20 protein-coding genes and 1 riboswitch are annotated in these 25412 nt (G+C 67.6%); of the genes, 10 read left to right on the top strand and 10 right to left on the bottom strand.

The annotated features are described in order from the left end of the window. The first annotated feature begins 191 nt into the window (after positions 1–191). Together secA and AC6CHL_RS17295 are read left to right on the top strand one after the other, a co-directional pair. Positions 192–2924 carry a preprotein translocase subunit SecA gene (gene secA, locus AC6CHL_RS17300; protein WP_038690495.1) on the top strand — a complete coding sequence of 911 codons (2733 nt, stop codon included), beginning with the start codon at positions 192–194 and terminating at the stop codon, positions 2922–2924. 137 nt (positions 2925–3061) lie between these two features. Continuing rightward, entirely contained in the window at positions 3062–4015 is a 954-nt protein-coding gene (locus tag AC6CHL_RS17295; protein ID WP_498295509.1) for a Nudix family hydrolase, read from the top strand. Positions 4016–4129: 114 nt separating this feature from the next. Here the strand turns inward: AC6CHL_RS17295 and AC6CHL_RS17290 are convergent, their stop codons facing one another. Both AC6CHL_RS17290 and metF read right to left on the bottom strand, forming a co-directional pair. Further along, positions 4130–4714, bottom strand: a complete 585-nt coding sequence (locus AC6CHL_RS17290) for a DUF4124 domain-containing protein (RefSeq protein WP_498295508.1) — start codon at positions 4712–4714, stop codon at positions 4130–4132. Positions 4715–4764: 50 nt separating this feature from the next. Continuing rightward, positions 4765–5592, bottom strand: coding sequence for a methylenetetrahydrofolate reductase [NAD(P)H] (gene metF, locus AC6CHL_RS17285; RefSeq protein WP_038692495.1), 828 nt, complete (start codon positions 5590–5592; stop codon positions 4765–4767). Between the two features lie 123 nt (positions 5593–5715). Here metF and AC6CHL_RS17280 point away from each other — a divergent pair, with 123 nt between their 5' ends. After that, on the top strand, positions 5716–6594 hold the full coding sequence (locus AC6CHL_RS17280; protein ID WP_498295507.1) for a TIGR01777 family oxidoreductase: 879 nt from the start codon (positions 5716–5718) through the stop codon (positions 6592–6594). A gap of 35 nt (positions 6595–6629) precedes the next feature. On the opposite strand, the gene AC6CHL_RS17275 is transcribed toward AC6CHL_RS17280, so the two are convergent. Continuing rightward, positions 6630–8162, bottom strand: coding sequence for an amidohydrolase family protein (locus AC6CHL_RS17275; RefSeq protein WP_498295505.1), 1533 nt, complete (start codon positions 8160–8162; stop codon positions 6630–6632). A 164-nt stretch (positions 8163–8326) separates the two neighbouring features. Here AC6CHL_RS17275 and AC6CHL_RS17270 point away from each other — a divergent pair, with 164 nt between their 5' ends. Continuing rightward, positions 8327–8884, top strand: a complete 558-nt coding sequence (locus tag AC6CHL_RS17270) for a DUF3228 family protein (RefSeq protein WP_313246817.1) — start codon at positions 8327–8329, stop codon at positions 8882–8884. 318 nt (positions 8885–9202) lie between these two features. Further along, on the top strand, positions 9203–9775 hold the full coding sequence (locus AC6CHL_RS17265; RefSeq protein WP_498295504.1) for an energy transducer TonB: 573 nt from the start codon (positions 9203–9205) through the stop codon (positions 9773–9775). Positions 9776–9855: 80 nt separating this feature from the next. Here the strand turns inward: AC6CHL_RS17265 and AC6CHL_RS17260 are convergent, their stop codons facing one another. Both AC6CHL_RS17260 and ybaK read right to left on the bottom strand, forming a co-directional pair. Beyond that, positions 9856–10365 (bottom strand): hypothetical protein, encoded by a 510-nt coding sequence (locus tag AC6CHL_RS17260; RefSeq protein WP_498295503.1) that lies wholly within the window; start codon positions 10363–10365, stop codon positions 9856–9858. After that, on the bottom strand, positions 10362–10835 hold the full coding sequence (gene ybaK / locus AC6CHL_RS17255) for a Cys-tRNA(Pro) deacylase (RefSeq protein WP_038690484.1): 474 nt from the start codon (positions 10833–10835) through the stop codon (positions 10362–10364). Before ybaK ends, AC6CHL_RS17260 begins: the two co-directional genes overlap by 4 nt. Before the next feature lie 17 nt (positions 10836–10852). Here ybaK and AC6CHL_RS17250 point away from each other — a divergent pair, with 17 nt between their 5' ends. After that, positions 10853–11755: a tetratricopeptide repeat protein gene (locus AC6CHL_RS17250; protein WP_185753373.1), complete on the top strand. Its 903-nt coding sequence runs from the start codon at positions 10853–10855 to the stop codon at positions 11753–11755. 74 nt (positions 11756–11829) lie between these two features. Here AC6CHL_RS17250 and ahcY read toward each other — a convergent pair whose 3' ends face one another. Next, entirely contained in the window at positions 11830–13275 is a 1446-nt protein-coding gene (gene ahcY / locus AC6CHL_RS17245; RefSeq protein WP_038690480.1) for an adenosylhomocysteinase, read from the bottom strand. Positions 13276–13355: 80 nt separating this feature from the next. Further along, a riboswitch (S-adenosyl-L-homocysteine riboswitch) is annotated at positions 13356–13442 on the bottom strand. A 126-nt stretch (positions 13443–13568) separates the two neighbouring features. Here ahcY and AC6CHL_RS17240 point away from each other — a divergent pair. Beyond that, positions 13569–16094: an alpha/beta hydrolase family protein gene (locus AC6CHL_RS17240; RefSeq protein ID WP_498295501.1), complete on the top strand. Its 2526-nt coding sequence runs from the start codon at positions 13569–13571 to the stop codon at positions 16092–16094. Between the two features lie 270 nt (positions 16095–16364). Continuing rightward, a complete protein-coding gene (gene ppc, locus AC6CHL_RS17235) occupies positions 16365–19076 on the top strand; it encodes a phosphoenolpyruvate carboxylase (RefSeq protein WP_498295499.1) in 2712 nt (903 codons plus the stop codon). Between the two features lie 145 nt (positions 19077–19221). On the opposite strand, the gene AC6CHL_RS17230 is transcribed toward ppc, so the two are convergent. Next, positions 19222–19722: an acyl-CoA thioesterase gene (locus AC6CHL_RS17230; protein ID WP_038690474.1), complete on the bottom strand. Its 501-nt coding sequence runs from the start codon at positions 19720–19722 to the stop codon at positions 19222–19224. 101 nt (positions 19723–19823) lie between these two features. On the opposite strand from AC6CHL_RS17230, the gene AC6CHL_RS17225 reads away from it, so the two are divergent. Beyond that, complete coding sequence (locus AC6CHL_RS17225; protein ID WP_498295497.1) at positions 19824–19976, top strand: hypothetical protein; 153 nt, start codon at positions 19824–19826, stop codon at positions 19974–19976. Here AC6CHL_RS17225 and metK read toward each other — a convergent pair whose 3' ends face one another. Next, positions 19977–21188, bottom strand: a complete 1212-nt coding sequence (gene metK / locus AC6CHL_RS17220; protein ID WP_038690472.1) for a methionine adenosyltransferase — start codon at positions 21186–21188, stop codon at positions 19977–19979. It lies immediately after the preceding gene. Positions 21189–21413: 225 nt separating this feature from the next. Here metK and AC6CHL_RS17215 point away from each other — a divergent pair, with 225 nt between their 5' ends. Beyond that, on the top strand, positions 21414–22496 hold the full coding sequence (locus AC6CHL_RS17215; protein ID WP_498295495.1) for a metal-dependent hydrolase: 1083 nt from the start codon (positions 21414–21416) through the stop codon (positions 22494–22496). 19 nt (positions 22497–22515) lie between these two features. Here AC6CHL_RS17215 and AC6CHL_RS17210 read toward each other — a convergent pair whose 3' ends face one another. After that, positions 22516–23502, bottom strand: a complete 987-nt coding sequence (locus AC6CHL_RS17210; protein WP_038690469.1) for a glycosyltransferase — start codon at positions 23500–23502, stop codon at positions 22516–22518. Beyond that, positions 23499–25391 carry a DUF7657 domain-containing protein gene (locus AC6CHL_RS17205; protein ID WP_498295493.1) on the bottom strand — a complete coding sequence of 631 codons (1893 nt, stop codon included), beginning with the start codon at positions 25389–25391 and terminating at the stop codon, positions 23499–23501. Before AC6CHL_RS17205 ends, AC6CHL_RS17210 begins: the two co-directional genes overlap by 4 nt. Between the last annotated feature and the right edge of the window lie 21 nt (positions 25392–25412).

Genomic DNA, 25412 nt, shown 5'->3' with positions numbered 1-25412 from the left:
GAGGTGGCCGAATGCGGCTTCCGGCCAGCGGCCGGCACTACCGCCACGGGGTTGAAACCCCTGACGGCCGACCCAAGCTACAATGGGTATTGCCATAGACAGGGCGCAGTGCGCCCTGTTTCGTTTGCGGCCGACGCATCCCCCGGGGAGGGCGTGGCCGTTGGGGCGTCTCATTCCAACCGGTTCCTTCAATGATCAACAGCCTGCTTACCCGCGTCTTCGGCAGTCGTAATGAACGACAGCTGCGCCAGCTCAACCGCATCGTCGCCAAGGTCAATGCGTTGGAGCCGGAAATCGAAAAGCTCTCCGACGAGCAGCTCAAGGCCAAGACCCCGGAGTTCAAGCAGCGCATTGCTGACGGTGAAGCCCTGGACAAGGTGCTGCCGGAAGCGTTCGCGGTCTGCCGCGAGGCCAGCCGCCGCGTGCTGGGCATGCGCCACTACGACGTGCAGTTGATCGGCGGCATGGTGCTGCACCTGGGCAAGATCGCGGAAATGCGCACCGGTGAAGGCAAGACCCTGGTCGCCACGCTGCCGGTCTATCTGAACGCGCTGGAAGGCAAGGGCGTCCACGTGGTCACCGTGAACGACTACCTGGCCCGCCGCGACTCGGCGCAGATGGGCAAGCTGTACAACTGGCTGGGCCTGAGCGTGGGCGTGGTCTACCCGGGCATGCCGCACGGTGACAAGCGCGAGGCCTATGCCAGCGACATCACCTACGGCACCAACAACGAATTCGGTTTCGACTACCTGCGCGACAACATGGCGCTGTCGCGCGCGGACCGCTACCAGCGCGGCCTGCACTACGCCATCGTCGACGAAGTTGACTCCATCCTGATCGACGAAGCGCGTACCCCGCTGATCATCTCCGGTCCGGCCGACGATTCCCCGGAGCTGTACATCCGGGTCAACCGCGTGGTTCCGGGCCTGATCAAGCAGGAAGCCGAAGACGGCGAAGGCGATTTCTGGGTCGACGAGAAGGGCAAGCAGGTGCACCTGTCCGAAGCGGGCATGGAGCACGCCGAGGCGCTGCTGGTGGAAGCGGGCATCCTCAATGCCGAGACCGAAGGCCTGTACGCGGCGCAGAACCTGACCGTGGTCCATCACCTCAATGCCGCCCTGCGCGCGCATGCCATCTACCAGCGCGACGTGGATTACATCGTGCGCGACGGTGAAGTGGTGATCGTGGACGAATTCACCGGTCGTACCCTGGCCGGCCGCCGCTGGTCCGATGGCCTGCACCAGGCGGTGGAAGCGAAGGAAGGCGTGCCGGTCCAGCGCGAGAACCAGACGCTGGCCAGCATCACCTTCCAGAACCTGTTCCGCATGTACAAGAAGCTGTCCGGCATGACCGGTACGGCCGATACGGAAGCCTACGAATTCCAGAGCATCTACAACCTGGAAGTGGTGGTGATCCCGACCAACCGCCCGACCATCCGCAAGGACGGTTCGGACCAGGTGTTCCTCAACCGTACCGGCAAGTTCAACGCCGTGCTGGCCGACATCCAGGCCTGCAACGAGCGCGGCCAGCCGGTGCTGGTGGGTACCACGTCGATCGAAACCTCGGAGATGCTGTCCGAGCACCTGCGCAAGGCCGGCGTGCACCACGAAGTGCTCAACGCCAAGCAGCATGACCGCGAAGCCACCATCATCGCCAACGCCGGCATGCCCGGTGCGGTGACCATCGCCACCAACATGGCCGGTCGCGGTACCGACATCGTGCTCGGCGGTTCGCTGGAAGCGCAGCTGCACGAGCTGGGCGAAGACGCCACCGACGAACAGCGCGCCCAGGTCAAGGCCGAGTGGCAGAAGCGCCATGACGCGGTCAAGGCCGCCGGCGGCCTGCACATCGTGGGCACCGAACGCCACGAATCGCGCCGTATCGATAACCAGCTGCGCGGTCGTTCCGGCCGCCAGGGTGATCCGGGTTCGTCCCGTTTCTACCTGTCGCTGGAAGACAACCTGATGCGCATCTTCGCCTCGGACTGGGTCCAGAAGGCAATGCGCATGATGGGCATGAAGGAAGACGACGTCATCGAAGACCGCCTGGTCAGCCGCCAGATCGAAAAGGCGCAGCGCAAGGTGGAAGCGCACAATTTCGACATCCGCAAGAACCTGCTCGACTTCGACGACGTCAACAACGACCAGCGCAAGGTGATCTACGCCCAGCGCGACGAGCTGCTGGACGCCGAGTCGGTGAAGGACAACGTGGACGGCATCCGCGGCGACGTGATCTACGACATCGTGGCCCGTTTCGTGCCGCCGAACTCGATCGACGAGCAATGGGACCTGCCGGGCCTGGAAGCCACCCTGGCCGCCGACCTCGGCGTGCAGATGGACGTGGTGGGGCTGGTCAAGCTGCACGAAGAACTGGACGCCGAAGCCATCGCCGAGAAGGTGCAGGCGCGCATTGATGCGCACTTCGCCGAGAAGGAAACCGGCGTGGGCGAAGACACCATGCGCGCGCTGGAAAAGCACGTGATGCTGACCGTGCTCGACCAGAGCTGGAAGGAGCACCTGGCACGCATGGATTACCTGCGCCAGGGCATCTACCTGCGCGGTTACGCGCAGAAGCAGCCCAAGCAGGAATACAAGAAGGAAGCCTTCGAGCTGTTCTCGGAAATGCTCGAGAACGTCAAGCGCGAAGTGGTGACCCTGCTGGCGCGCGTGCGCATCCGCAGCGAAGAAGAAGTGGAAGCGCTGGAGCAGGCCGAACGCCAGCAGGCCCAGGCGCGCCTGATGCAGTCGCAGTTCCAGCACCAGGACGCCGGCAGCTACAGCGCCGACGAAGAGGCAGCAGAGGTGGAAGCGGCGCAGAACGGCGTGGCCCAGGTCAACCGCGACGAGCCCAAGGTGGGCCGCAACGACCCGTGCCCCTGCGGCAGTGGCAAGAAGTACAAGCACTGCCACGGTCAGCTCACCTGACCCCCGGACGCCCCGCCAAGTGCGGGGCGTCTGCTATCTGGGGTAGAGCCACGCCATGCGTGGCTGCACCTCGGCCTGGCACCGGCCGATGCTTTCCGGGATTGCGCCAGCACCGCGGTATTGGGCATGCTCCCCCCATGCCATCCCCCAAACGATCGATCCACGTCGTGGCCGGCGTCATCACCGACGCCCGCGGCCGCATCCTGCTCAACCGCCGTACCGAAGACCGCGACATGGGCGGCCTCTGGGAGTTTCCCGGCGGCAAGCGCGAGCCCGGCGAAAGCTCCGAGCAGGCGCTGGTGCGCGAACTGCGCGAGGAGCTGGGGATCGAAGCGGAGGTGGGCGAGTGGATCATGGACGTGCCGCAGATCTACCCCGACAAGCGGCTGCGGCTGGAAGTACGCCGGATCAGCAGCTGGAAGGGCAGCCCACGCGGGCGTGAGGGCCAGGCCATCACCTGGGTGACCCCGGACAAGCTGTCGCGCTATTCGATGCCGCCGGCCGACCTGCCGGTGGTGGCCGCGCTGCGCCAGCCCGACCGCTACCTGATCACCCCCGAGCCCGAGGCTGACCACGCCCAGGCCCACCACGACTGGCACCAGCGCCTGGCCCAGGCACTGGCCGCAGGGGTCAGCCGGATCCAGTTGCGCACCCCCGCCAGCCCGGCGCGGGTGGCGCTGGCCGAACAGGCCATCCAGACCCACCGTGGCCGCGTGCAGTGGCTGCTCAACCGCGACATCGACCTGGCCCAGCGGCTGGGCGTGGGCGTGCACCTGGGCAGTGAACAGCTGCTGCAGCTGGACACCCGCCCGCTGCCGGCCGACCAGCTGGTGGCCGCCTCCTGCCATGACCTGGAACAGCTGCAGGCCGCGCAACGGCTGGGCTGCGACTTCGCCGTGCTCGGCCCGGTCCAGCCCAGCGCCAGCCATCCTGGCGGCACGCCGCTGGGCTGGGACGCATTTGAAGCCCTGCGCGAGCAGGTCTCGCTGCCGCTGTATGCGCTGGGTGGCCTGCACCCGGACGACATCGAACAGGCCCGCCGACACGGCGCCCAGGGCATCGCCGCCATCCGCGCGCTCTGGCCCGCCTGACCCCGCGGTAGTGCCGGCCGCTGGCCGGCACTTCATGCCACCGGGCAGAGCCCGGCACTTCATGCCGCCGGGCCGCCATGCCTGGTGATTCCCTCTGCCGGGCAGAGCCCGGCGCTACAACGTGATCCAAAAACACCCGTACTGCCGCCGCAGCCCGAACACCGTGCGCGCCGGCGTCGCCGTGCTGCCCAGCGTCTGCTCCAGCCGCAGCCCCACCGGGCGCGGCCGGCGCGGCGCCACCTCCGCCAGCGGCAGTCCATCGCTTCCCAGCACCGGCGCAGCGTCAGGCGCCACCACCGCACTCTCATCGCTGGCCGGATACACCGGTGCGATGTCCACCAGCGGCCGCTGCACCACCGATTCCAGCCGCCCGATGATCTGGTTGGCAGTGGCGTTGGAGACGTTGTTCCACAGATAGATGGACGACAGCCGGTTCACGTCCTGCTGGCTGACTGCATCGCGGATCTGCCCGGTCAACTCGCTGAGCCGACGCGCGCACCCGGCGCGGTAGATGCCGGTGTTGCCGACGGTGGGCGTGCGGGCCGGCATCCGCTCGGTGGCGCCAAGCGCATCGCAGCGACGGTCGGTGAAGACGGTCTGGCCCTGCGCGTTGGTACACCGGTTCACGCGCTGCGCCTGCGCCGATGCCGGGGCAGGCAGGCACAGCGCGCACAGCAGGAGCGGCAGAAGCAGTTTCATCGCAGCAGAGTAGCCGCGCCGGCGTTATCTGCAAGCGATTTACGCAGGTATCAGCCCTTGAGCAGCTTCAACACCTGGGTGGTCGGCTTGGCCAGGTTGAGGGTGTAGAAATGCAGCCCCGGCGCGCCGCCAGCCACCAGCCGTTCGCACAGGCCGGCGACCACTTCGGCACCGAACGCACGCACCGATTCGGCATCGTCGCCGTAGGCCTGCATCTTCTTGCCGATCCAGCGCGGGATCTCCGCGCCGCACTGCTCGGAGAAGCGGCGCAGCTGGCTGAAGTTGGAGATCGGCATGATGCCCGGCACGATCGGCACGGTGACCCCGAGCGCGCGCACCGCATCGACGAAATGGAAATACGCATCGGCGTTGAAGAAGTACTGGGTGATCGCGGCATCGGCGCCGGCATCGATCTTGGTCTTGAAGTGCTTCAGGTCCAGCAGCGCATCGTTGGCCTGCGGGTGCGTCTCGGGGTAGGCGCCCACTTCGATGCGGAACGCATCACCGTGCTCGGCCCGGATGAAGCTGATCAGGTCCGACGCATAGCGCAGGTCGCCGGGGTGGCCCATGCCCGAGGGCAGGTCGCCGCGCAGGGCGACGATGCGGCGGCACCCGATGGCGCGGTACAGCTTGAGCAGTTCGCGGATTTCCTCGCGGCTGCCGCCCACACAGGACAGGTGCGGTGCGGCCTCGAACCCGTGGTGCTGCTTGAGGTGGCGCACGGTTTCGGAGGTGTAGCTGAGGGTCGAGCCGCCGGCACCGAACGTACACGACACATACTCCGGCGCGAACGCCTTCAGCTTGGCCGCGGTGCGGTCGAGCTGGGCGCGCTGGTCATCGGTCTTGGGCGGGTAGAACTCGAAGCTGATGGCGGTCATGGGCGGCGGCGGCAGCGGGTGTGCGGCCATCATATCGCTTCATCGCGATGAATGTAAAAGAGTGCTGCCGTGACCTGCACGCGATGTCGATTACAGTGCCTGTCCAGAGAGGGCGGAGTGAAGATGGACATCCTGATCACCGGCGGCACGGGTTTCATTGGGCGCCAGTTATGCGAACGTCTGCTGGAACAGGGCCACCGGGTCAGCGTGCTGACCCGTACCCCCGGCCGCACCTCGCCGCCGGGCGTGCAGTACGTGGGGCGGCTGGACGACGTGGGGCCGGTGCAGGCGGTGGTGAACCTGGCCGGCGAACCGCTGACCGAGGGCCGTTGGACCGACGCCCGCAAGCAGGCCTTCCACGCCTCCCGGATCGGCACCACGCGCGCGCTGCTGGCGTGGATGCAGGCATTGCCGACGCCGCCGCAGGTGCTGGTATCCGGTTCGGCGATTGGCTACTACGGGCCGGGGGATGCCACCCCGCTGGACGAGGCCGCCTCGCCCGGGCATGACTTCGCCGCGATGCTGTGCCGGCAGTGGGAGGCCGAGGCGTTCAAGGCCGACGCGTTGGGCGTCCGCACCTGCGTGGTGCGCACCGGCATCGTGCTCGATCGCGACGGCGGCGCGCTGGCGCGGATGCTTCCACCGTTCCGGCTGGGCCTGGGCGGGCCGATGGGCGATGGCGACCAATGGATGAGCTGGATCCATCGTGCCGACCTGGTCGGGCTGATCCTGTGGCTGCTGAGCAACGACACTGCCCGCGGCGCCTACAACGGCACTGCACCGGCGGCGGTGACCAATGCCGAGTTCGCGCGCACGCTGGCCAAGGTGCTGGGCCGGCCTGCGCTGCTGACCACGCCCGCCTTCGCGCTGAAGCTGGCGTTCGGGGAAATGGCCGGGCTGCTGCTCACCGGCCAGAACGTGGTGCCGGCGCGCGCGCTGGAGGGCGGCTACGTGTTCAAGCACCCGAGATTGGAACAGGCACTGGAGGCGATCCTGGGCTGATGGCGTAGCGTGTCATGCAGACCGGGGCTGGACGATCAGAGCTCCGCGCTGACCGGGCTGCGCAGGAAACCCCACACCAGCTTGGCCGACACCGCGGGTGATCGCGCCTGGGCGCGGGCGAACGCCAACAGGTCGTCCAAGTGTTTCCGGTCGTGCAATCGCCCGCCCATGAACACGGCTTGGATCCGGCGTGTATGGGCGATGTCTTCCAGGGGATTTGCATCGAGCAGAACCATGTCGGCGAGCATGCCGACCTCCACCGAACCATGCTCGTGTTCCTTCCCCGCGTAGCGGGCGGCATCCAGTGTCGCCGCGCGCAGTACATCGGCCGGCGACAGTCCGGCGCGCACCAGCAGCGCCATCTCGTCGTGGAAGCGGAAGCCCCCAATGGCCGTATCCGTACCGACCAGCACCGGTACGCCTGCGCGGTACGCCGCGGCGGTCAACGCCAGGCCGTGATCGAAGTAGCGGTTGAGTGCGGCGTGGCCACGTGGACCCGGGTATCGCGCGGCCGTCGCGGCCAGATCGTCCTTGTAGGCCCAGCGCGACAGCGGGTCGAGATAGACCAGCCGTGGGTCGTCGAGGAACGAGGGATCCGTCGCGCGCGCATCCTCTTCGCGGGTGACGTGGGTGGGGACCCACCAGCTGCCTGCTGCGCGCATCGCATCGATGCCCCGCTGGCAGGCCGCCGCGTCATACCCGGCCACCATGCGTTCGGTCAGCTCGATGGGATCGAGCTGATCCAGCGCACCGCTGCGCCAGTGGTCGGCATCGCGGAAGCAGTGACGGGCGAGCAGATGGGCGTGTTCGAAGCTGTGCTGACCTTGCCGCAGGGCATCGTCCAAGCGGATTGCCTTGGGCAGGTGCCCGACCAAGGGCATGTCCAGGCGCCGGGCCTCGGCTGCCAGCCGCAGATAGGTGGCTGGCGCGACCTTGTTGTAGACCTTCAACGCGTCCACGCCCCTGGCCTGATAGACCGCCGCACGCGCTGCCGCCTGCGCCGGGGTCATCGCGGGGTCCTCGAAGTAGAAGCTGGCCACTTCCACGAAGCGCGGTGCCGTCATGCGACCGGTTTCGGCCAGTCGGGTCCAACGGCGTTTGTCGGCCACGCAGGCGATCAGGCTGTCCCGGACCTGCGGACAATCCATCATGTCGCGCGTTCCGGTGATGCCGTTGGCCACGGACACGGGGAAGTGCAGCTGGGGCGACAGCTGGAAGGCATGCGTGTGCATGTCCCAGAAGCCGGGCAGCAGGTAGCCTCCCGCGGCGTCGAACACCGGCACGCCTGCGTCGGCCTTCACCGCCGGTCCTACCTGCACGATCCGTCCTGCTTCGACCAGTACGTGGGTAGGCGAACCCGCGCTGCCAAGGCGCACGTCGATGATGCGCGCATTGACGATCAGGCGGCTGTTGGCAGCATCCGGAAGCGGAGCCGACGGGCTGGGCCACCACAGGCAAAGGACGCACAGTGCGAGCCCGCCCGCTACGCAGATCATCCCCGCGCGCAGGGCAACGCGTAACCGGCGGCGCAACGCGGTGGTGGGTCCTGCTTCCTTTGCTGCAGGCATGGCGCTTCATCCTTGGGCAGGGGCGCGACGCGACCCGGTTGCCAGAGATTCCTACACATGCGCGCGTCTTTCCAGTGCCGCGGCCTCGACCGCTGGCGCGCGGAAAGCGCGTTGACGCACACGCCCTGGGTTACCCTCTGCGCTTGCCAGCCATCGCGTGCCCCATGTCCATCGTCCTCACCGAATTCGCCCGTCCCCGCCTGTTCCCGCGCGTCCCACGCGGCAACACCATCCAGGACTGCACCGCCGAACAGTTCCAGGCGCACCTCAACGCGCATGCGCCGTTCAAGGTGCTCGACGGCTACGCGCCGTTCTGCAAGCTGTTCGTGTACGAGAACTGGACCAGCACGCGCTGCCTGACCGTGCCGATCACCGACGCCAACCGCCACCAGCTGCACAGTGCGTACGAAGCGCGCAACCGCAACGAACTGCCGGTGCTGGTGCGCTGGTTCGAGGGCGTGGAATCGCCGCGCGCGAACTACCTGGTGGTGATCCTCTACAGCGCCGAGCAGCTGGCCAAGGAAGGCTCGCCGATCGACGCCGACTGGGGCATCGTCGGCTGCATCTACACCGCCGAACCGGACGAAGTGCCGATGGCGCCGATCACCATGATGCGCAACGCGTTGGGCGTGGACGAGGGCGGATCGGGCGTGCCGCTGGATCGCGAGGCCTACCAGCGCGCGGTGGCGTTCTGGGAGAGCAACGCCAACTGGCGGCCGTAACCGTTGGATCGTGCCGGCCGGCCGGCTGGATGGGTGCACCCGCATTGCGTGCTGGTACCGACACTGCGTCCGCGATCGGATTGTTTGATATCTGCAGTTGATCGGGCCGCCACCGTTGGGATGGGCCCCACGACGAGGCGTCCAAACGCGTTGTATGTGATGTCGGCCCCGATCGCGCGCGGGTGCATTGCTAGACTCCGGCCCTTTCACGGAGGACCGACCATGCGCAATCGATGCGCCCTGCTGCTTCTGACTGCTTCGCTCTCGACAGGCTGTGCGACACCTGCCGCGGATCTGGGGGCACAGGAAGGGTGTCGAATGTTGCCCTCGAGCGGCTATATCGATTCTCGGATGTCGGCGCCGCACCTGGAGCAGGGCACGGCGGGATGCCGTTTCGAGGCGGTGGCCACCAGCGCCGCGGCGGCGCGTTCGCAGGCCTCCCTGCTGACCGCCTTGGCGACACGCCGTTGTGGCGAGGTCGTGGTGACCGATGAGAGCGAGCCGCTTGCCGGTGACGACACCGATACCCAACCGGTCCGGATGCGCCTGACGTTGACCCAGCCTGTCCCGCACAGGCGGTGCGTATTCGGTGTGGCCTCCACGCCGGAGCCGGGTCCGGAAGACAGCGACGTCTCGGTCTACAGTACCCGGATGAATCCTCCCCGGTACCCGGCCAGTGCCTACCGGCAAGGACGACAGGGGGAAGCGGTGTTGATCATGTTGATTGACGATCAGAACCGGACGCTCGGCGCGGTGCTGGAGCGATCCAGTGGCCATGCGGACCTGGATGAGGCAGCAATGGCGGCCGCGCAGGACTGGACGTTTGACGCCCGAGGCAAGCAGCCGGAGATTTCCCGGCTCCGGGTGCCGGTGAACTTCACGTTGAACTAGTCAGCCCACGTCACGTGCGGTCTTTGCCGGCGCGGGCTTCGGCAGCCACGCATGGCGTGGCTCTACCCCCGGGGTCACGATCAGCGATGCGGAAGTGGGGTCCATTCCCACCACGGCGCGTGATACTCGCGGTCGGTGCAGCGCCACCCGCGCCCGCACACGGTGCAGGTGGCGTCCTGCGTATCGCCCCAGCCACCCTCGGCGACGCCGGTCGCGATGGGCGTCACGTGGCCGTTGGCGATCTCGCGCCCGGGCTCGTAATGCATCCAGTGTGGATACAGTTGGCACAGGCAGCCACTGCGATCACGCCAGTGGCGCAGTTTGCGCAGCACGAAGTCCAGTTCGTAGTGCTCGCGGATCCACTGCGGGTCGGTGTTGTAGCGTGCCCGGGCTGCCTCCACGTACGGCAACTGCAACGCCAGGTCATCCAGCACTGCCGCCTCGCGGCTGAGGGCGATGGAGGCCGCTGCGGTGCGCAGCAGGCCGTAGTCGCCACTGCCCAGCGCCCGCAGCAGGGCGGTGCCGGGGCGGCCTTCCTGCAGCGGCGGCAGGGGCGTGCCGAACAGACGCTCGAACAGGCTGCCGATCATCGCGTCTTGCCGATCGGTGCGTATGCTCCGCCGGTGAGCTGCAGCAGGTCGGCCGGTGCCAGCGCCACTTCCAGCCCGCGCCGCCCGGCACTCACGTGCACCACCGGCAGCGCCTGCGCGCTGGCCTCCAGGAAGGTGCGGTGCCGCTTCTTCTGTCCCAGCGGACTGATGCCGCCGACCAGATAGCCGGTGGCGCGCTGCGCCTGCTCCACGTCGGCCATCTCGCACTTCTTGCAGCCGGCGGCCTCGGCCAGCGCCTTCAGGTCGAGCGTGCCGCTCACCGGCACGATCGCCACCAGCAGTTCGTGCTTCTCGGTGCTGGCCAGCAGGGTCTTGAACACCTGCGCCGGGTCCAGCCCGAGCTGCTGCACCGCTTCGCCACCGTAGGAGGCGGCATCGGGATCGTGGGGGTAGGACAGCACGCTGTGAACGATGCCGTGCTTCTTGAGCAGGTTGATGGCCGGGGTCATAGGGGCATCGTAGCGCGGTGCGGACCGGCTGCCTTGACCGAGGCTACTGCGACCGCGGCGATAATGGTGACATTCCCGTCTGGAAAGATCCCATGCGCCTCTCTGGTCAATTCAATGCGCTCAGTTTCGACAGTGATGTGGCGCGCGGACCGTATCCCCCTCAGGGGTTTGTGTCGATCGCGGAAGGCGCGCTTGGCAACGGCGATTGTTTCGGGCTGTATTGGCCGTTGGGGCGTGAAGGAGATGCGCCTTTCGTCTGCGAGATGTTCCATGACGAATGGCGTATGGAACTGCGCCATTCCTCGGTGCAGGTGTTCTCGCACTGGCTGGAACTGAACGAAGGCGAGTATGGCGAGCATGAGGTTGAAGATCCCGGTTCGCCAACCGAGCAGTTGGAGCAGGCGCGTGCGCAGGTGCTGGCGGGGCAGGTCGAGCAGGCCATTGAATTGCTGCGCGCCGCATGCGCCGCGTTCCCGGAGCTTCAGCAGGGCTGGGCGCTGCTGGCAAGCCAGTACATGCGGCAGGGGCAGCGCGATGCGGCGATCGACGCGGCACGTTCGGCCGTGCTTGCCAACTGGGCGTTTGGCATACCCACGCCCGGCGTGCTGCACATCCTGCGCGCTGCCCCGGCCAGCATCGACCCGGTGATCGCGCTGGTGCAGCGGATGGGCTTCGCCTTCGGCGGCGTCAAGACCAATCCGGACTACGCGCTGATGCAGGCCTGCATCGATGACTGCTGGGCCGCCGGTGACGCCCTGACGGCGCTGCGACTGTCGCAGAACCGCTGCTACGTGCTTGCTGGCGAAACGGTGTCTTTCCAGGAAAGGGAAGGGTTCACGCTGCCGCGCTGGCAAGCCGAATTCGCGGGGCAGTGCCAGGACGCCCTGAACGACGACCGCAGCTGTTTCGGCCAGGATTGAAGGGCCTTCCGCCACAAAAAACGGGCGCCTTTCGGCGCCCGTTCCATTTCATCGCAACAGGATCGGCAGGCCGATCAGTAGCGGTAATGATCCGGCTTGAACGGACCTTCCACCGGCACGCCGATGTAGTCGGCCTGTTCCTGGGTCAGGGTGGTCAGCTTCACGCCGATCTTCTCCAGGTGCAGGCGGGCCACTTCTTCGTCCAGGTGCTTGGGCAGCAGGTACACCTTGTTCTCGTAGCTGTCCTTGTTCGCCCACAGGTCGATCTGGGCGAGGGTCTGGTTGGCGAACGAGTTGGACATCACGAAGCTCGGGTGGCCGGTGGCGCAGCCCAGGTTCACCAGGCGGCCTTCGGCCAGCAGGAAGATCGCGTTGCCGTTGGGGAAGATGTACTTGTCCACCTGCGGCTTGATGTTCACGTGCTGCACGCCCGGGAAGCCCACCAGCGCATCGACCTGGATCTCGTTGTCGAAGTGGCCGATGTTGCAGACGATGGCCTGGTCCTTCATCGCGCTCAGGTGCTCGATGCGGATGATGTCCTTGTTGCCGGTGGTGGTGACGTACAGGTCCGCACGGCCCAGGGTGGATTCGATGGTGTTGACCTCGAAGCCTTCCATCGCCGCCTGCAGGGCGCAGATCGGGTCGATCTCGGTGACCACCACGCGCGCGCCGTAGGCACGCAGCGACGCGGCGCAGCCCTTGCCCACGTCGCCGTAGCCGCAGACCACGGCGACCTTGCCGGCCAGCATCACGTCCATCGCGCGCTTCAGGCCGTCGGCCAGCGACTCGCGGCAGCCGTACAGGTTGTCGAACTTGCTCTTGGTGACCGAGTCGTTGACGTTGATCGCCGGGATCAGCAGGGTGCCGGCCTGGGCCAGCTGGTACAGGCGGTGCACGCCGGTGGTGGTCTCTTCGGAGACGCCCTTCCAGTCCTTGACCACGCGGGCCCAGTAGCCCGGACGCTCCTTGGCCACGCGCTTGAGCAGGTCCTTGATGACCTGTTCTTCATGCGAGGCCGCCTTTTCGTTGACCCAGTCGCTGCCGTTTTCGAGCTCATAGCCCTTGTGGATCAGCAGGGTCACGTCGCCGCCGTCGTCCACCACCAGCTCCGGGCCGGTCAGGGTGCCGTCGGGCAGGGTGAAGGTCAGCGCGTCCAGCGTGCAGTCCCAGTATTCCTCCAGCGACTCGCCCTTCCAGGCGAACACCGGGGTGCCGGACTTGGCGATCGCGGCGGCCGCGTGGTCCTGGGTCGAGAAGATGTTGCAGGACGCCCAGCGCACGTCGGCGCCGATGTCCTTCAGGGTCTCGATCAGTACCGCGGTCTGGATGGTCATGTGCAGCGAGCCGGTCACGCGCACGCCCTTCAGCGGCAGGGTGGCGGCGTGCTTGCGGCGGATCGACATCAGGCCCGGCATTTCATGCTCGGCGATGTCCAGTTCCTTGCGACCCCAGTCGGCAAGGGTGATATCGGCAACCTTGTAATCACCTTCGGTGGAGAAGGTCTTGGCAACAGCATTCATTCGTAAGCTCCGGTAGTGACAAGCCATGCTCGTCAGACGCGATGTCGGCAATCAGACACCCGCATGACAGCACAACTCGCAATCGCCGGGCGCCGTTGGAACAATCCTGGCCACCGAGCCTGGCCGGCCGGACAGGGTCCGGAACGGTCGCAGCGCCCCTCGGTGGAGGGCCGCCCATTATATCGCGGCAGGGTGCGTTGGCATGAATCGGCGGCGGCCCCCAACCATCGGCAGGGGGGCGATCGGCGCCCGGCTGTTAAGGTCCAAGGTTTGCATCAGCACAGGGATCGAACATGACACGCAATGATCGTCGGCGCCGCGCGCGCTGGGGCAGCCTGGTGATGGGCATGGCCTTGCTGGCGGTGGCCCCGTGGGCGGTGGCTGCGCCCGCAGGCAAGGCCTCCGCCCCGCAGGTGGTCAGCGCCAAGGGCGAGCAGGGCTACGCGCTGCCCTCGGCCGCGCTGCAGGCAGTGGTGGATGCGCCGCGTGCGCCCACGCTGAGCCTGTCCCCGCGCCGCGATATCGCCGCGATGCTGCAGACCCCGTCGCTGCCGTCCATCGCCGAGGTGGCCCAGCCCGAGCTGAAACTGGCCGGCCTGCGCATCAACCCGGCCACGCATGCGGCCAGCCGCTTCAGCTTCGGCAACAAGCTGTGGCTGCTGAACGTGGCCGACGGCAAGGAGCGCCAGATCACCGGCCTGCCGCAGCCGCTGTCGATCGCCGGCATGGCGTGGTCGCCGGACCAGCAGTACCTGGCCTTCAACCAGGTGCATGCGGCCAGCGGCGCCAACGAGCTGTGGATTGTCGATATCGCCGCCGGGTCGGCGCGGCGCCTGCTGGCCGATCTGAACACCGTGCTGGGCGATGGCTACACCTGGCTGCCCGACAGCCGCGGCCTGGTGGTGACCCAGCAGCGCAAGGGCCAAGGCCCGGCCCCGGCGGCCGGTGGCGTGCCGGCTGGTCCTGCGATCCAGCAGACCGAGGCCGATGCGGGCGTCCGTGCGATCCGGACCTACCAGGACCTGCTCAAGAACGAGGCCGATGCGCGCCTGTTCGATTACTACGCCAGCGCTCAGCCGGTGCGCGTCACGCTCAACGGCGTGGCCACGCCGCTGTCCACCAGCGGTGTCTACCTGGATCTGGACGTGTCGCCGGACGGCCGCTTCCTGCTGGCCGAGCGCGTGCTGCGCCCGTACTCCTACCTGGTGCCGGCCGATGATTTCCCGCGCCGCATCGAAGTGCTGTCGGCCGTGGACGGCACGCTGCAGCACACCGTGAGCACGCTGCCGCTGGTGGAAGGGCTGCCGACCGGCAATGACGCGGTGCCGACCGGCGTGCGCAGCATCAGCTGGCGCGCCGACGCACCGGCCACGCTGGTGTGGGCCGAAGCGCAGGACGGGGGCGACCCCAACCGCGCGGCCAAGGTGCGCGATGCGGTGCTGATGCAGGCCGCCCCGTTCGACACCCCGCCGATCACCCTGGCCCAGCTGGGCAGCCGCTATGCCGGTATCCAGTGGGGGCGCGGCGATCTCGCGCTGCTCAACGAATCGTGGTGGAAAAGCCGCGAAGTGAAGCAGTGGCGCATCGCCCCGGACCAGGCCGAGCAGGCGCCGCAACTGCTGTCGTCGCGGTCCTCGCAGGACCGCTACAACGATCCGGGCCGGCCGGGCCTGGTGCGCGACGTCAACGGGCGCGCGCGCCTGCAGATCACCGCCGATGGCCGCAGCATCTTCCTGTACGGCCAGGGCGCCTCGCCGGAAGGCGACCGCCCGTTCGTCGATCGCTTCGACCTGGACAGCAAGCAGGCCACGCGCCTGTTCCATTCGCAGGCGCCCGGCTACGCCGCGCCGGTGGCCCTGCTCGACCAGGAGGGCACCTCGCTGCTGATCACCCGCGAGACCCCCGATGAGCCCACCAACGTGTACGTGCAGTCGCTGGCCGACGCCACCGCCGCCCCGCGCGCGCTGACCCACTTCGCCCACCCGCTGCCGCAGCTGCGTGGGGTGAGCAAGGAACAGATCCGCTACAAGCGCAACGACGGCGTCGACCTGACCGCCACGCTGATGCTGCCGCCGGGCTACAACCCGAAGAAGGACGGGCCGCTGCCGCTGCTGATGTGGGCCTACCCGGGCGAGTACAAGACCGCTGCCGCCGCCAGCCAGGTGACCGATTCGCCGTACCGCTTCAACGCGATCAGCTACTGGGGTCCGCAGGCCTTCCTGGCCAAGGGCTACGCGGTACTGGTGAGCCCGTCGATGCCGATCATCGGCGAGGGTGACAAGGAACCCAACGACACCTACCTGCCACAGCTGATCGCCAACGCCGAAGCGGCGGTGGACGAAGTGGTGCGGCGGGGCGTGACCGATCGCGACCACATCGCCATCGGCGGGCATTCCTACGGCGCGTTCATGACCGCCAACCTGCTCGCGCACACGCGCCTGTTCAAGGCCGGCATCGCCCGCAGCGGCGCGTACAACCGCACGTTGACCCCGTTCGGCTTCCAGGCCGAAGAGCGCAACTACTGGCAGGCCCAGGACGTGTACCAGAAGATGTCGCCGTTCAACTACGCCGACAAGATCAAGGACCCGATCCTCTTCATCCATGGCGTGGACGACAACAACTCCGGCACCTTCCCGATCCAGAGCGAGCGCATGTTCGCCGCGGTCAAGGGCCTGGGTGGCACGGCGCGGCTGGTGATGCTGCCCAACGAATCGCATGCGTACCGCGCACGCGAATCGATCATGACCATGCTGGCCGAAAGCGAGCGCTGGCTGGAGCAGACCGTCGGCCCGGGTACGCCGATCAAGAAGAAGCGCTGAAAAGCACCCGGTAGGTACCGGCCGCTGGCCGGTACCTGAAATGATCGGCACCTACCGGCTGCTGGCCCGTTTCCCGTGATCGGTAATGCCGGCGATTGGCCGGCACGGGAAATGACGGGTAGGTACCGGCCGTTGGCCGGTACGGATAATGATCGGCAGGTGCCGGCCAGCGGCCGGCACTACCAGATGTAACTATTTGCGCGACGCAGCATTGACCCGATTGTGGGTTAGGCTTGAGCGGATTCCGTTCCCGAGGCCAGTGCGTCGCAGATGAACGAGTACCGCAGCAGCATCGTCTTTGCCACTCCCGATATTCCCCTGCGCGACGACGTACGCCGACTTGGCGCACTGGTCGGCGACCTGCTTGCCGAGCAGGTGTCCACGCAGTTCTTCGATGACGTGGAGCAGGTGCGCACGCGCGCCATCGCCCGCCGCGAAAGCGACGCCCCGTTGTCCGACCTCAACGATGCGCTGACCGGCCTGCCGCCCGAGCGCGCCGAAGCGATGGTGCGTGCGTTCAGCACCTACTTCCAGGTGGTCAACATCGCCGAGCGCGTGCATCGCATCCGCCGTCGCCGCGACTACCAGCGCGCCGGCACCGCCGCGCCGCAGCCCGATGGCCTGCAGGATGCGCTGCTCAACCTCAAGGCGCAGGGCGTGACCCTGGCCGAGCTGGCGCAGTGGCTGCCACGCATCGACATCGAGCCGGTGTTCACCGCGCACCCGACCGAAGCGGTGCGCCGCGCGCTGCTGGAAAAAGAGCAGCTGATGGTCGCCAGCCTGGTCGACAACCTCGACGGCCAACGCACCCCCGGTGAAGCCGCCGCCGACGCCGCGCGCTTCCGCATGGCGCTCACCGCCTCCTGGCAGACCACCGATTCCTCGCCCGTGCGCCCCACCGTGGACGACGAGCGCGAGCACGTCGGCTTCTATCTGGTGCAGGTGCTGTACCGGGTGATTCCGGTGCTGTACGAATCGCTGCAGCAGGCGCTGCTGGATACCTACGGCGAAGACCTGCCGCTGCCGCGCCTGCTGCGCTTCGGCACGTGGGTGGGCGGGGACATGGACGGCAACCCCAACGTCGACGCCGGCACCATCCGGCATACCCTGGACGCGCAGCGCCAGGCGGTGCTGGGCCGTTACCAGAAAGACCTGCTGCAACTGGCCAGCCTGCTCAGCCAGTCCACCGAGCGGATCGCGGTGAGTGACGCGCTGCAGGCGCGCGTGGCGCACTACGAACAGCTGCTACCCCAGGTGAAGTCACGGCCACGCCATGCCGACATGCCGTACCGCCTGCTCAACGACCGCATGCGCGCGCGCGTGCAGGCCACCCTGGACGATGCCGACGGCGCCTATGCGTCGCCGGAGGAACTCGAGCACGACATCCAGTTGATCCTGGACAGCCTGCACGCCAACAAGGGCGACCATGCCGGCGGCTTCGCGGTGCGTCGCCTGCTGTGGCGGGTGCGCACCTTCGGCTTCCACCTGGCGCGGCTGGACGTGCGCCAGGAGTCGAGCGTGCACGGCCGCGCACTGGCCAGCGTGCTGGATGGCCAGGACGTTTGGGACGCGGCCGATGCGGTCACCCGCGCGGCCCGGCTGGCGCCGTTCGCCAGTGGCGAGCAGGCGCTGCGGCCGAGCACCGAGGAGGGCGGTCAACGCCTGGACGCGGTGTTCGCCGCACTGGCCGATGCACGCCGCCGCCACGGTGCCGACGCGCTGGGCAGCTACATTATTTCGATGGCGCACGATCGCAGCGACGTGCTTGCCGTACTGGCCTTGGCCCGTCGGGGCGGGCTGGTCGACGACGCCGGCGCGGTGCCGCTGGATATCGCCCCGCTGTTCGAAACGGTGGACGACCTCAAGCGCGGCACCGACACCCTGCGCGACCTGCTGGCCGACCCGGTCTACCGCACGCACCTGGCCGCGCGCGGGGATGTGCAGATGGTGATGCTGGGCTATTCGGACAGTGGCAAGGACGGCGGCATCGCCGCCTCGCGCTGGGGCCTGCAGCGGGCCCAGGTGGAACTGCTGGAGGTGGCCGCCGAGAACGGCATCCGCCTGACGTTCTTCCATGGCCGCGGCGGCTCGATCAGCCGCGGGGGCGGCAAGACCACCCATGCGGTGGACGCCTCCCCACGCGGCAGCATCGACGGTCGCCTGCGCGTGACCGAGCAGGGCGAAGTGATCCACCGCAAGTACGGCATCCGCGCCTTGGCGCTGCGCTCGCTGGAGCAGTCCACCGGTGCGGTGCTGCGTTCGAGCCTGCGCCCGCGTGCAGCAGAACCGCGCGAGGAACAGTGGCGCCCGGTGATGGATCGGGTGGCGCAGAAAAGCGCCGAGGCCTACCGCGCCTTCGTGGGCCAGAAAGACTTCATGCAGTACTTCCGCCAGGCCACGCCGATCGACGTGATCGAGCGGATGACGCTGGGCTCGCGCCCGTCGCGGCGGCTGGGCGAGGATGCCGCGCTGTCCAACCTGCGCGCCATTCCGTGGGTGTTCGCCTGGAGCCAGGCGCGCGCGGTGATTCCCGGCTGGTATGGCGTGGGCAGCGGCCTGCAGGCCGCGATCGAGGCCGGCCACGCGGACACCCTGAAGGAGATGGCGCGCGACTGGCCGTTCTTCAGCACCTTCCTGGACGACATCGCGATGGTGCTGAGCAAGGGCGACATCACTATTGCCGAACAGTTCTCGCAGTTGTCCGGGCCGTTGCACGGCACGTTCTTCCCGCAGATCCAGCGCGAGCTGGACCTGACCGCCCAGCAGATCCTGGCGCTGACCGGGCAGGAAGAACTGCTGCAGCACGACCAGCGCCTGGCGTTGTCGATCCGCCTGCGCAACCCCTACATCGACCCGATCAGCGTGCTGCAGGTGGACCTGCTGCGCCGCTGGCGTGCCAGCGGCGGCGAGGACGACGATGTCCTGCGCGCGCTGGTGGCGTGCGTGAACGGCGTATCGCAGGGCGTGCAGAACACCGGGTGATTGTGAGCGATGCGTACCGACCAACGGTCGGTACCTACCGGGAAATGCATCGACGCACCCGGTAGGCCATGACCGTTGGTCATGGCACGCAATGCCCGGCAATGAAGGCGCCCCGTACCGACCCACGGTCGGTACGGGGCGTGGGTTACTCCGGCGACGGCGGGTTGGACGCCAGCAACTCCAGATGGCGCTGCTCCATCTCTTCGCGCAGCTGCCGGCGGATCAGCGCGGCGGCGTGGCGGCGGCGTTCGTCGCTGGTCTCCAGTTGCAGCGGCGGCACCGCGGTGGGTTTGCCATCTTCGTCCACCGCGACCATGGTGAAGAAGCAGCTGTTGGCGTGGCGCACGCTGCGCTTGAGGATGTCCTCGGCCACCACCTTGACCCCGATCTCCATCGACGAGGTGCCGGTGTAGTTGACCGAGGCCAGGAAGGTGACCAGCTCGCCGACCGCGATCGGCTGGCGGAACATCACCTGGTCCACCGAGAGGGTGACCACGTAGCGGCCGGCATAGCGGCTGGCGCAGGCATAGGCGACCTGGTCGAGCAGCCGCAGGATCGCGCCGCCGTGGACCTTGCCGGAGAAATTGGCCATCTCCGGCGACATCAACACCGTCATGGACAGCTGGTTGGATTTGAATTCGGACATGGCGGCAGTGTAGCGCCGGTTGCCCGCCCGGTAGAGCCGACCGTTGGTCGGCTGGGCGGGGTGCCCGAACGACGACGGGCCGCTTTCGCGACCGCGCCGCGATGGCATGGATGCGCCGGGGTGATGAACGCATCGCCATGCGCCTGCGTTTTGCCGCCCGAACGACGACGGGCCGCTTTCGCGGCCCGTCGTTTATTTCGATCATTGCCGCGCTGCGCGCGGCCAGCCGACCAACGGTCGGCTCTACCGATTGATTATTTCAACTTCGCATCCGCACGCAGGGCGGCGGCGCGATCGGTCTTCTCCCAGGAGAAGGCGGTCGCGTTGACGGTTTCGCCAGCAGCGTTGAGGTAGCTGAAGTCCTTCGGCTTGCGGCCGAAGTGACCGTAGGCGGCGGTCTGCTGGTACATCGGGTGGATCAGGTCCAGCATCTTGATGATGCCGTACGGGCGCAGGTCGAAGTGCTTGCGGATCAGCTTTTCGATCTTGTCATCGCTGATCTTGCCGGTGCCGAAGGTGGTGACCGAGATCGAGGTCGGCTCGGCCACGCCGATGGCGTAGGAGACCTGCACTTCGCAACGGTCGGCCAGGCCGGCAGCCACGACGTTCTTGGCGACGTAGCGGGCAGCGTAGGCGGCCGAACGGTCGACCTTGGACGGATCCTTGCCCGAGAACGCACCACCACCGTGACGGGCCCAGCCGCCGTAGGTGTCCACGATGATCTTGCGGCCGGTCAGGCCGCAGTCGCCCACCGGGCCGCCGATCTCGAACTTGCCGGTCGGGTTGATGTGGAACTTGGTGCCCTTGTGCAGCCACTTGGCCGGCAGCACCGGCTTGATGATCTCTTCGCGGACGGCCTCGATGAGGTCCTTCTGCTTCACGCCCGGGGCGTGCTGGGTGGACAGAACGACCGCGTCGATGGCCGAGACCGCACCGTTTTCATAGCGCAGGGTGACCTGGCTCTTGGCATCCGGGCGCAGCCAGGACAGCGGCGAGTTCTTCTTCTTGCGGATCTTGGCCTGCTGCTCGACCAGACGGTGCGACAGGTGGATCGCGGCCGGCATGTAGCTGTCGGTCTCGTTGGTGGCGTAGCCGAACATCAGGCCCTGGTCGCCAGCGCCCATTTCTTCGGGCTTCTTGCGGTCAACGCCCTGGGCGATGTGCGGGGACTGCTTGCCGATCAGGTTCAGCACGCCGCAGGTCGCGCCGTCGAAGCCGACGTCGGAGCTGTCGTAGCCGATGTCCAGGATTACCTTGCGGGTCAGGGCTTCCAGGTCGATCCAGGCGCTGGTGGTGATTTCACCGGCCACGATCGCCACGCCGGTCTTGACCATGGTCTCGCAGGCCACGCGGGCGCGCTGGTCCTGGGCAAGGATCGCGTCCAGCACCGCATCGGAGATCTGGTCGGCAATCTTGTCCGGATGGCCTTCGGAGACCGATTCGGAGGTGAACAGGTAGCTGGACATCAGGCGTAATATCCTTTGATTCGGATGGAAAGATGGGCGCGAATGATACACGGCAAGTCGCGCCGTTGCATTGTGCGCCACGGGGAGTTGCCGGTGGTTAAGCCCGCGTGCCCGGCGCAGGGGCCGTCAACACGCGATTGGGCCCCAGCGTCGCGGCCCAGTGTTCCACCAGCGTGACAGCCACGAAGCCGCCACGCCGGCCTTCACACCCTATACCATCGGCCGATGGACTCCCTAAGCCAGATCGTACTGGGCGGCGCCGTTGCCGCCGTCATCGCCCCCGCCGGCCACCGCCGCGCCGCCCTGCTGGCCGGTGCTGCGCTGGGCACGCTGCCGGACCTGGATTCCCTGCTGCTGGCCTTCACCGCCGCCGACCCGGTGGCGCTGATGACCGAACATCGGAGCTATAGCCACTCGCTGCTGGTGCTGCCCTGGGTGGCCGCGCTGATCTGGTGGCTGTTCAAGCGCTTCGGCCATGGCCGGGTCGCGCAGGCACCGGGGCGCTGGTTCTGGGCGATCCTGCTGGCGCTGGTGACCCACCCGCTGCTGGACGCCTTCACCGTGTACGGCACCCAGCTGTGGTGGCCGTTCACCCCGGCGCCGACCATGTGGTCCAGCGTCTTCATCATCGACCCGCTGTACACCGTGTGGCTGCTGATCGGCTGCGCGGTGGCCTGGTTCGCCCGCGCCCGCCCGGTGGCGCAGAAGGCGCTGGTGGCCGGGCTGGTGCTCAGCTGCGGCTACCTGGGCTGGTCGCTGCTGGCCAAACACAGCGTCGAGCGCCAGGCCGACCGCGCGCTGGCGGCGATGGGGTTGGGCGATGCGCCCCGCTTCTCGGTGGCCACCCCGTTCAACACGCTGCTCTGGCAGGTGGTGGCGATGACCCCCAGCGGCTGCGTCATCGGCGAGCGCTCGCTGGTGGCCGACAAGGGCCCGATGCATTTCCAGGGCTATCCCTCCAACGTGCAGGCGCTGCGCCAGGCCGAGGCGGCGGGCATTCCGGCGGTGCAGCGGCTGCAGTGGTTCAACCGGGGCTTCATGCGCGCCCAGGTGGTGGACGGCCGGTTGCTGCTCAGCGACCTGCGCATGGGCCTGGAGCCGGATTACACCTTCACTTTCGCGGTGGCGCGTGCGCAGGGCGGGCAGTGGACCGCCATCGTGCCCGAGCAGCTGCGCCCGGCCTACGAAGGCGAACAGGGCAGGGCGAGGGTGAAGCAGCGGTTCGCGCAGATGTGGGCGCGGATCTGGCAGGCGCCGCATGGCCAGGCGGCGGCCGCCGACAGCGCAGCGGCCAACACCGTGCGCTGATCCGGCGGCGGCCCGCGCGTTAGCGCGGTCGGGCCGCCGGCGGCGCTGCGCGGTTGACCTGGATGGACCGGTGCAGGACCTGGCGCGGCACGTTGGCGATGTCGAAACCGGTGAAGGCCAGCAGGAACTGCAGCCCGGAAATGAGGGCGACCATGACGATCATGATGGTGCCTACCGGGGTGGTGACATCGGCGGATGCCGACGCGATCCAGTGGTACAGGCCGAAGATGCTGCCGAACGCGAGCAGGCCGAGGCCGGCAATCAGCTCCAGTGATGCGATGGACAGGTCGCGCAGGAAGTAGTTGTAGCCGATGCGCTTGAGCGTATTGCGCACATGCTTGAAGGCAAATTCCCCGAGGATGCGGCTCACGCGCAGGTTGCTGGTCTCATCGGCGTAGCGCGCGTCCATGGCGACGTCCTGGACGACGGCGCGGATGGTGTTGAGCCGGAACAGCATGTCAGTCTCGAAGAAGTAGCGGTCGCTGACCGCATCCAGGCGCAGATGGCTGGCCACGCGGGCATGGATGGCGGTGTAGCCGTTGGTGGGGTCGAACACCTGCCAGTAGCCGGACGAGGCCTTGGTCATGAACGACAGCATCAGGTTGCCCACCCGCCGCAGCAGGGGCATGCGCCGGATATGGCTGAGGTTCCAGAAACGGTTGCCCTTGGTGTAGTCGGCCGTGCCGTCGGCAATGGGTGCCACGAAGTCCATCAGCAGCGCCGGATCCATCTGACCGTCGCCGTCGACCTTGACCAGAATGTCCATTCCGTCGGCGATGGCGGCCTGGTAGCCGGTCTTGATCGCCCCGCCGACACCGCGGTTGTGCGGATGGAACAGCACGGTGACGCGCGGGTCGGTGGAAGTGGCCTGGATCAACGCGCCACTGCCATCGGGGCAGGCATCGTCCACGCAGTAGATGGCGGCCACGGCGTCGTCGATTGCCGCCAGCACGTCCATGACATGGCGGGTGACCTTGTAGCAGGGGATGACGACAGCGATCTTCACGGCGCATCCCCGACCGGCAACGGCGCCGGCGCGCAGTCGGCCGGCACCTTCTGGGTGCAGGGTTCGGCCAGCATCGCCGCGGCGGGCACTTCCACCAGATCGGCATACATCGACCGGGGCTCGACCACATCACTGACCATCACGTGGTGGTAGCGGTTGAACGTGGTGTTGAATGCCTCTTCGGACATCAACGGGAAGCGCTGGCGGAAGTAGGCCAGCTGCGGGAAGTACAGGGTGTGGTTGACCGCCGGGATGCCGATGCCGGAGAACATGGCCCCGTACCGCCCTTCCACGACCAGCGAACCGTCCGGTGCCAGCTGCCCACCGCGGGCCTGCATGGACTCGAGCACGGCGTCGCGGTCCATGGCGAAGATCGGCTGTGCCGACTGCACCGGGTTGAACAGGCCGTTGATCAGCACGTTGCACAGCATGGCGACCGCCAGCACCAGCGCCGCCGGGTGCGCGGCCAGCCGCGGCCGCCGTGCGGCCAGGGCCAGCACGCCCACGCACAGCAGCGGCCAGGCATCGGCGGTGGTGTGCAGCCGGCTGAAGCTTCCTTCCCCGAACGCAAGCTTGGCCAGGCTGCCGACCACCAGCAGTGCGGCCAACAGCAGCAGGCGGCCGCGGCTCAGGCGCGTGCCGCCCTGCACCAGCACGATCGCGCAGCCGATGTTCAAGAGCAGGCCGAACGCCAGCACGGCGCGGCTGGGCGGCACCATGGATAGGCCGGTCACCTTGCCCACGGCCAGCGGCACCGGCAGGAAGACCCAGCAGGCGATCAGCAGCGTGCCACCGACCAGCATTGCCACCGACAGGCGGTTGGCGCGGGCCCAGCGCACCACCTTGGCCCAGTCGGCCAGTACCGCGGTGAACAGTGGCAACAGGCTGCCGAGCACGGCGATTTCGCAGGCGTTGGAATAGTTGAAGGCCGGCAGCGGATAGAAGCCGCGGGTCATCAGGTTGGGGAAGAGGTGGGCCATCAGCGTGATCCAGCTGACGCCACCGCCCGCACTTTCGCGATGCCCGGGGTAGACCGTGTTGCGGATCACCTCGATCGCGTCGTGGAAGTAGCCGACGAACACCGCAAGGGCCAGTGCACCGGCCAGCGCGGCATCGAACAGGCGCGGCAGGGTCAGTGCATCGCGGCGGAATGCCAGCACCAGCACGGCCATGGTCAGCAGGGCAGAAATGATGAAGGGCGGGTAGGCGATGGCCAGCAGCCACACCACCAGCGCGTAGGCACTGGCCAGGATACGCAGCCAGCGGGTGTCGATGCGCAGCCAGGCCACGGCCGCCCACGGTGCCAGCGCGAAGGCGCCGGCGTTGCTGGTCCACCAGACCTGCACATAGGGCGAGAAATACAGCGTGAGCGCGATCAGCACCGCGGCCAGCGGCGGCAGCCGCAGCTGGCGCAGGAACAGGGCCCAGCCGCACAGGAAGGCCATCGACATGAACATGAAGAAGAAGGAATAGGCGTTGGCCGGCGGCAGCACGAAGAAGGCCCAGTGGTAGGGCTTGAACGGCAGCCCCCAGTCCAGCAGCGGCAACGCCTGGAACGAGCGCAGGGTCTCGTGGTACGGCGAAAACGCGTTGGTCGGACCGAAGTCGTTGGCCACGGCGATCTGCACGTAGGGTGTGTAGACCATCCATTCGTCCATGCGGATGCCGCGCGCCCTGCCCAGCAGCGGCTCGATCGGTGCCAGCCCCAGGTACTCGCTGGCCATCGCGTAGGACGAGGGCGTCAGGGCAAAGACCACATAGAGCACGCACAGCACCGCGATGACCGCCATGCAGATACGCGCCTGGCGCGGATCGAGCCCGCTCAACAGGCCGGTGTCATGGGCGGGCTGTGGCAGCCGGACATGTCCGGCCAACGTGCGTTCTTTCATGTGGCTTCCCTTCGGGCGCAG

The organism is Stenotrophomonas sp. GQ19 (genome assembly GCF_059758695.1).
Note: the sequence above shows the minus strand (reverse complement) of the source record. Positions and strands in the feature narration are given on the sequence as shown.

Excerpts from the sequence above, each read along its gene's own strand:
- secA (WP_038690495.1), top strand. The coding sequence starts at position 192 with ATGATCAACAGCCTGCTTACCCGCGTCTTCGGCAGTCGTAATGAACGA.
- AC6CHL_RS17295 (WP_498295509.1), top strand. The coding sequence starts at position 3,062 with ATGCCATCCCCCAAACGATCGATCCACGTCGTGGCCGGCGTCATCACC.
- AC6CHL_RS17290 (WP_498295508.1), bottom strand. The coding sequence starts at position 4,714 with ATGAAACTGCTTCTGCCGCTCCTGCTGTGCGCGCTGTGCCTGCCTGCC.
- metF (WP_038692495.1), bottom strand. The coding sequence starts at position 5,592 with ATGACCGCCATCAGCTTCGAGTTCTACCCGCCCAAGACCGATGACCAG.
- AC6CHL_RS17280 (WP_498295507.1), top strand. The coding sequence starts at position 5,716 with ATGGACATCCTGATCACCGGCGGCACGGGTTTCATTGGGCGCCAGTTA.
- AC6CHL_RS17275 (WP_498295505.1), bottom strand. The coding sequence starts at position 8,162 with ATGCCTGCAGCAAAGGAAGCAGGACCCACCACCGCGTTGCGCCGCCGG.
- AC6CHL_RS17270 (WP_313246817.1), top strand. The coding sequence starts at position 8,327 with ATGTCCATCGTCCTCACCGAATTCGCCCGTCCCCGCCTGTTCCCGCGC.
- AC6CHL_RS17265 (WP_498295504.1), top strand. The coding sequence starts at position 9,203 with ATGTTGCCCTCGAGCGGCTATATCGATTCTCGGATGTCGGCGCCGCAC.
- AC6CHL_RS17260 (WP_498295503.1), bottom strand. The coding sequence starts at position 10,365 with ATGATCGGCAGCCTGTTCGAGCGTCTGTTCGGCACGCCCCTGCCGCCG.
- ybaK (WP_038690484.1), bottom strand. The coding sequence starts at position 10,835 with ATGACCCCGGCCATCAACCTGCTCAAGAAGCACGGCATCGTTCACAGC.
- ahcY (WP_038690480.1), bottom strand. The coding sequence starts at position 13,275 with ATGAATGCTGTTGCCAAGACCTTCTCCACCGAAGGTGATTACAAGGTT.
- AC6CHL_RS17240 (WP_498295501.1), top strand. The coding sequence starts at position 13,569 with ATGACACGCAATGATCGTCGGCGCCGCGCGCGCTGGGGCAGCCTGGTG.
- ppc (WP_498295499.1), top strand. The coding sequence starts at position 16,365 with ATGAACGAGTACCGCAGCAGCATCGTCTTTGCCACTCCCGATATTCCC.
- AC6CHL_RS17230 (WP_038690474.1), bottom strand. The coding sequence starts at position 19,722 with ATGTCCGAATTCAAATCCAACCAGCTGTCCATGACGGTGTTGATGTCG.
- AC6CHL_RS17225 (WP_498295497.1), top strand. The coding sequence starts at position 19,824 with ATGGCATGGATGCGCCGGGGTGATGAACGCATCGCCATGCGCCTGCGT.
- metK (WP_038690472.1), bottom strand. The coding sequence starts at position 21,188 with ATGTCCAGCTACCTGTTCACCTCCGAATCGGTCTCCGAAGGCCATCCG.
- AC6CHL_RS17215 (WP_498295495.1), top strand. The coding sequence starts at position 21,414 with ATGGACTCCCTAAGCCAGATCGTACTGGGCGGCGCCGTTGCCGCCGTC.
- AC6CHL_RS17205 (WP_498295493.1), bottom strand. The coding sequence starts at position 25,391 with ATGAAAGAACGCACGTTGGCCGGACATGTCCGGCTGCCACAGCCCGCC.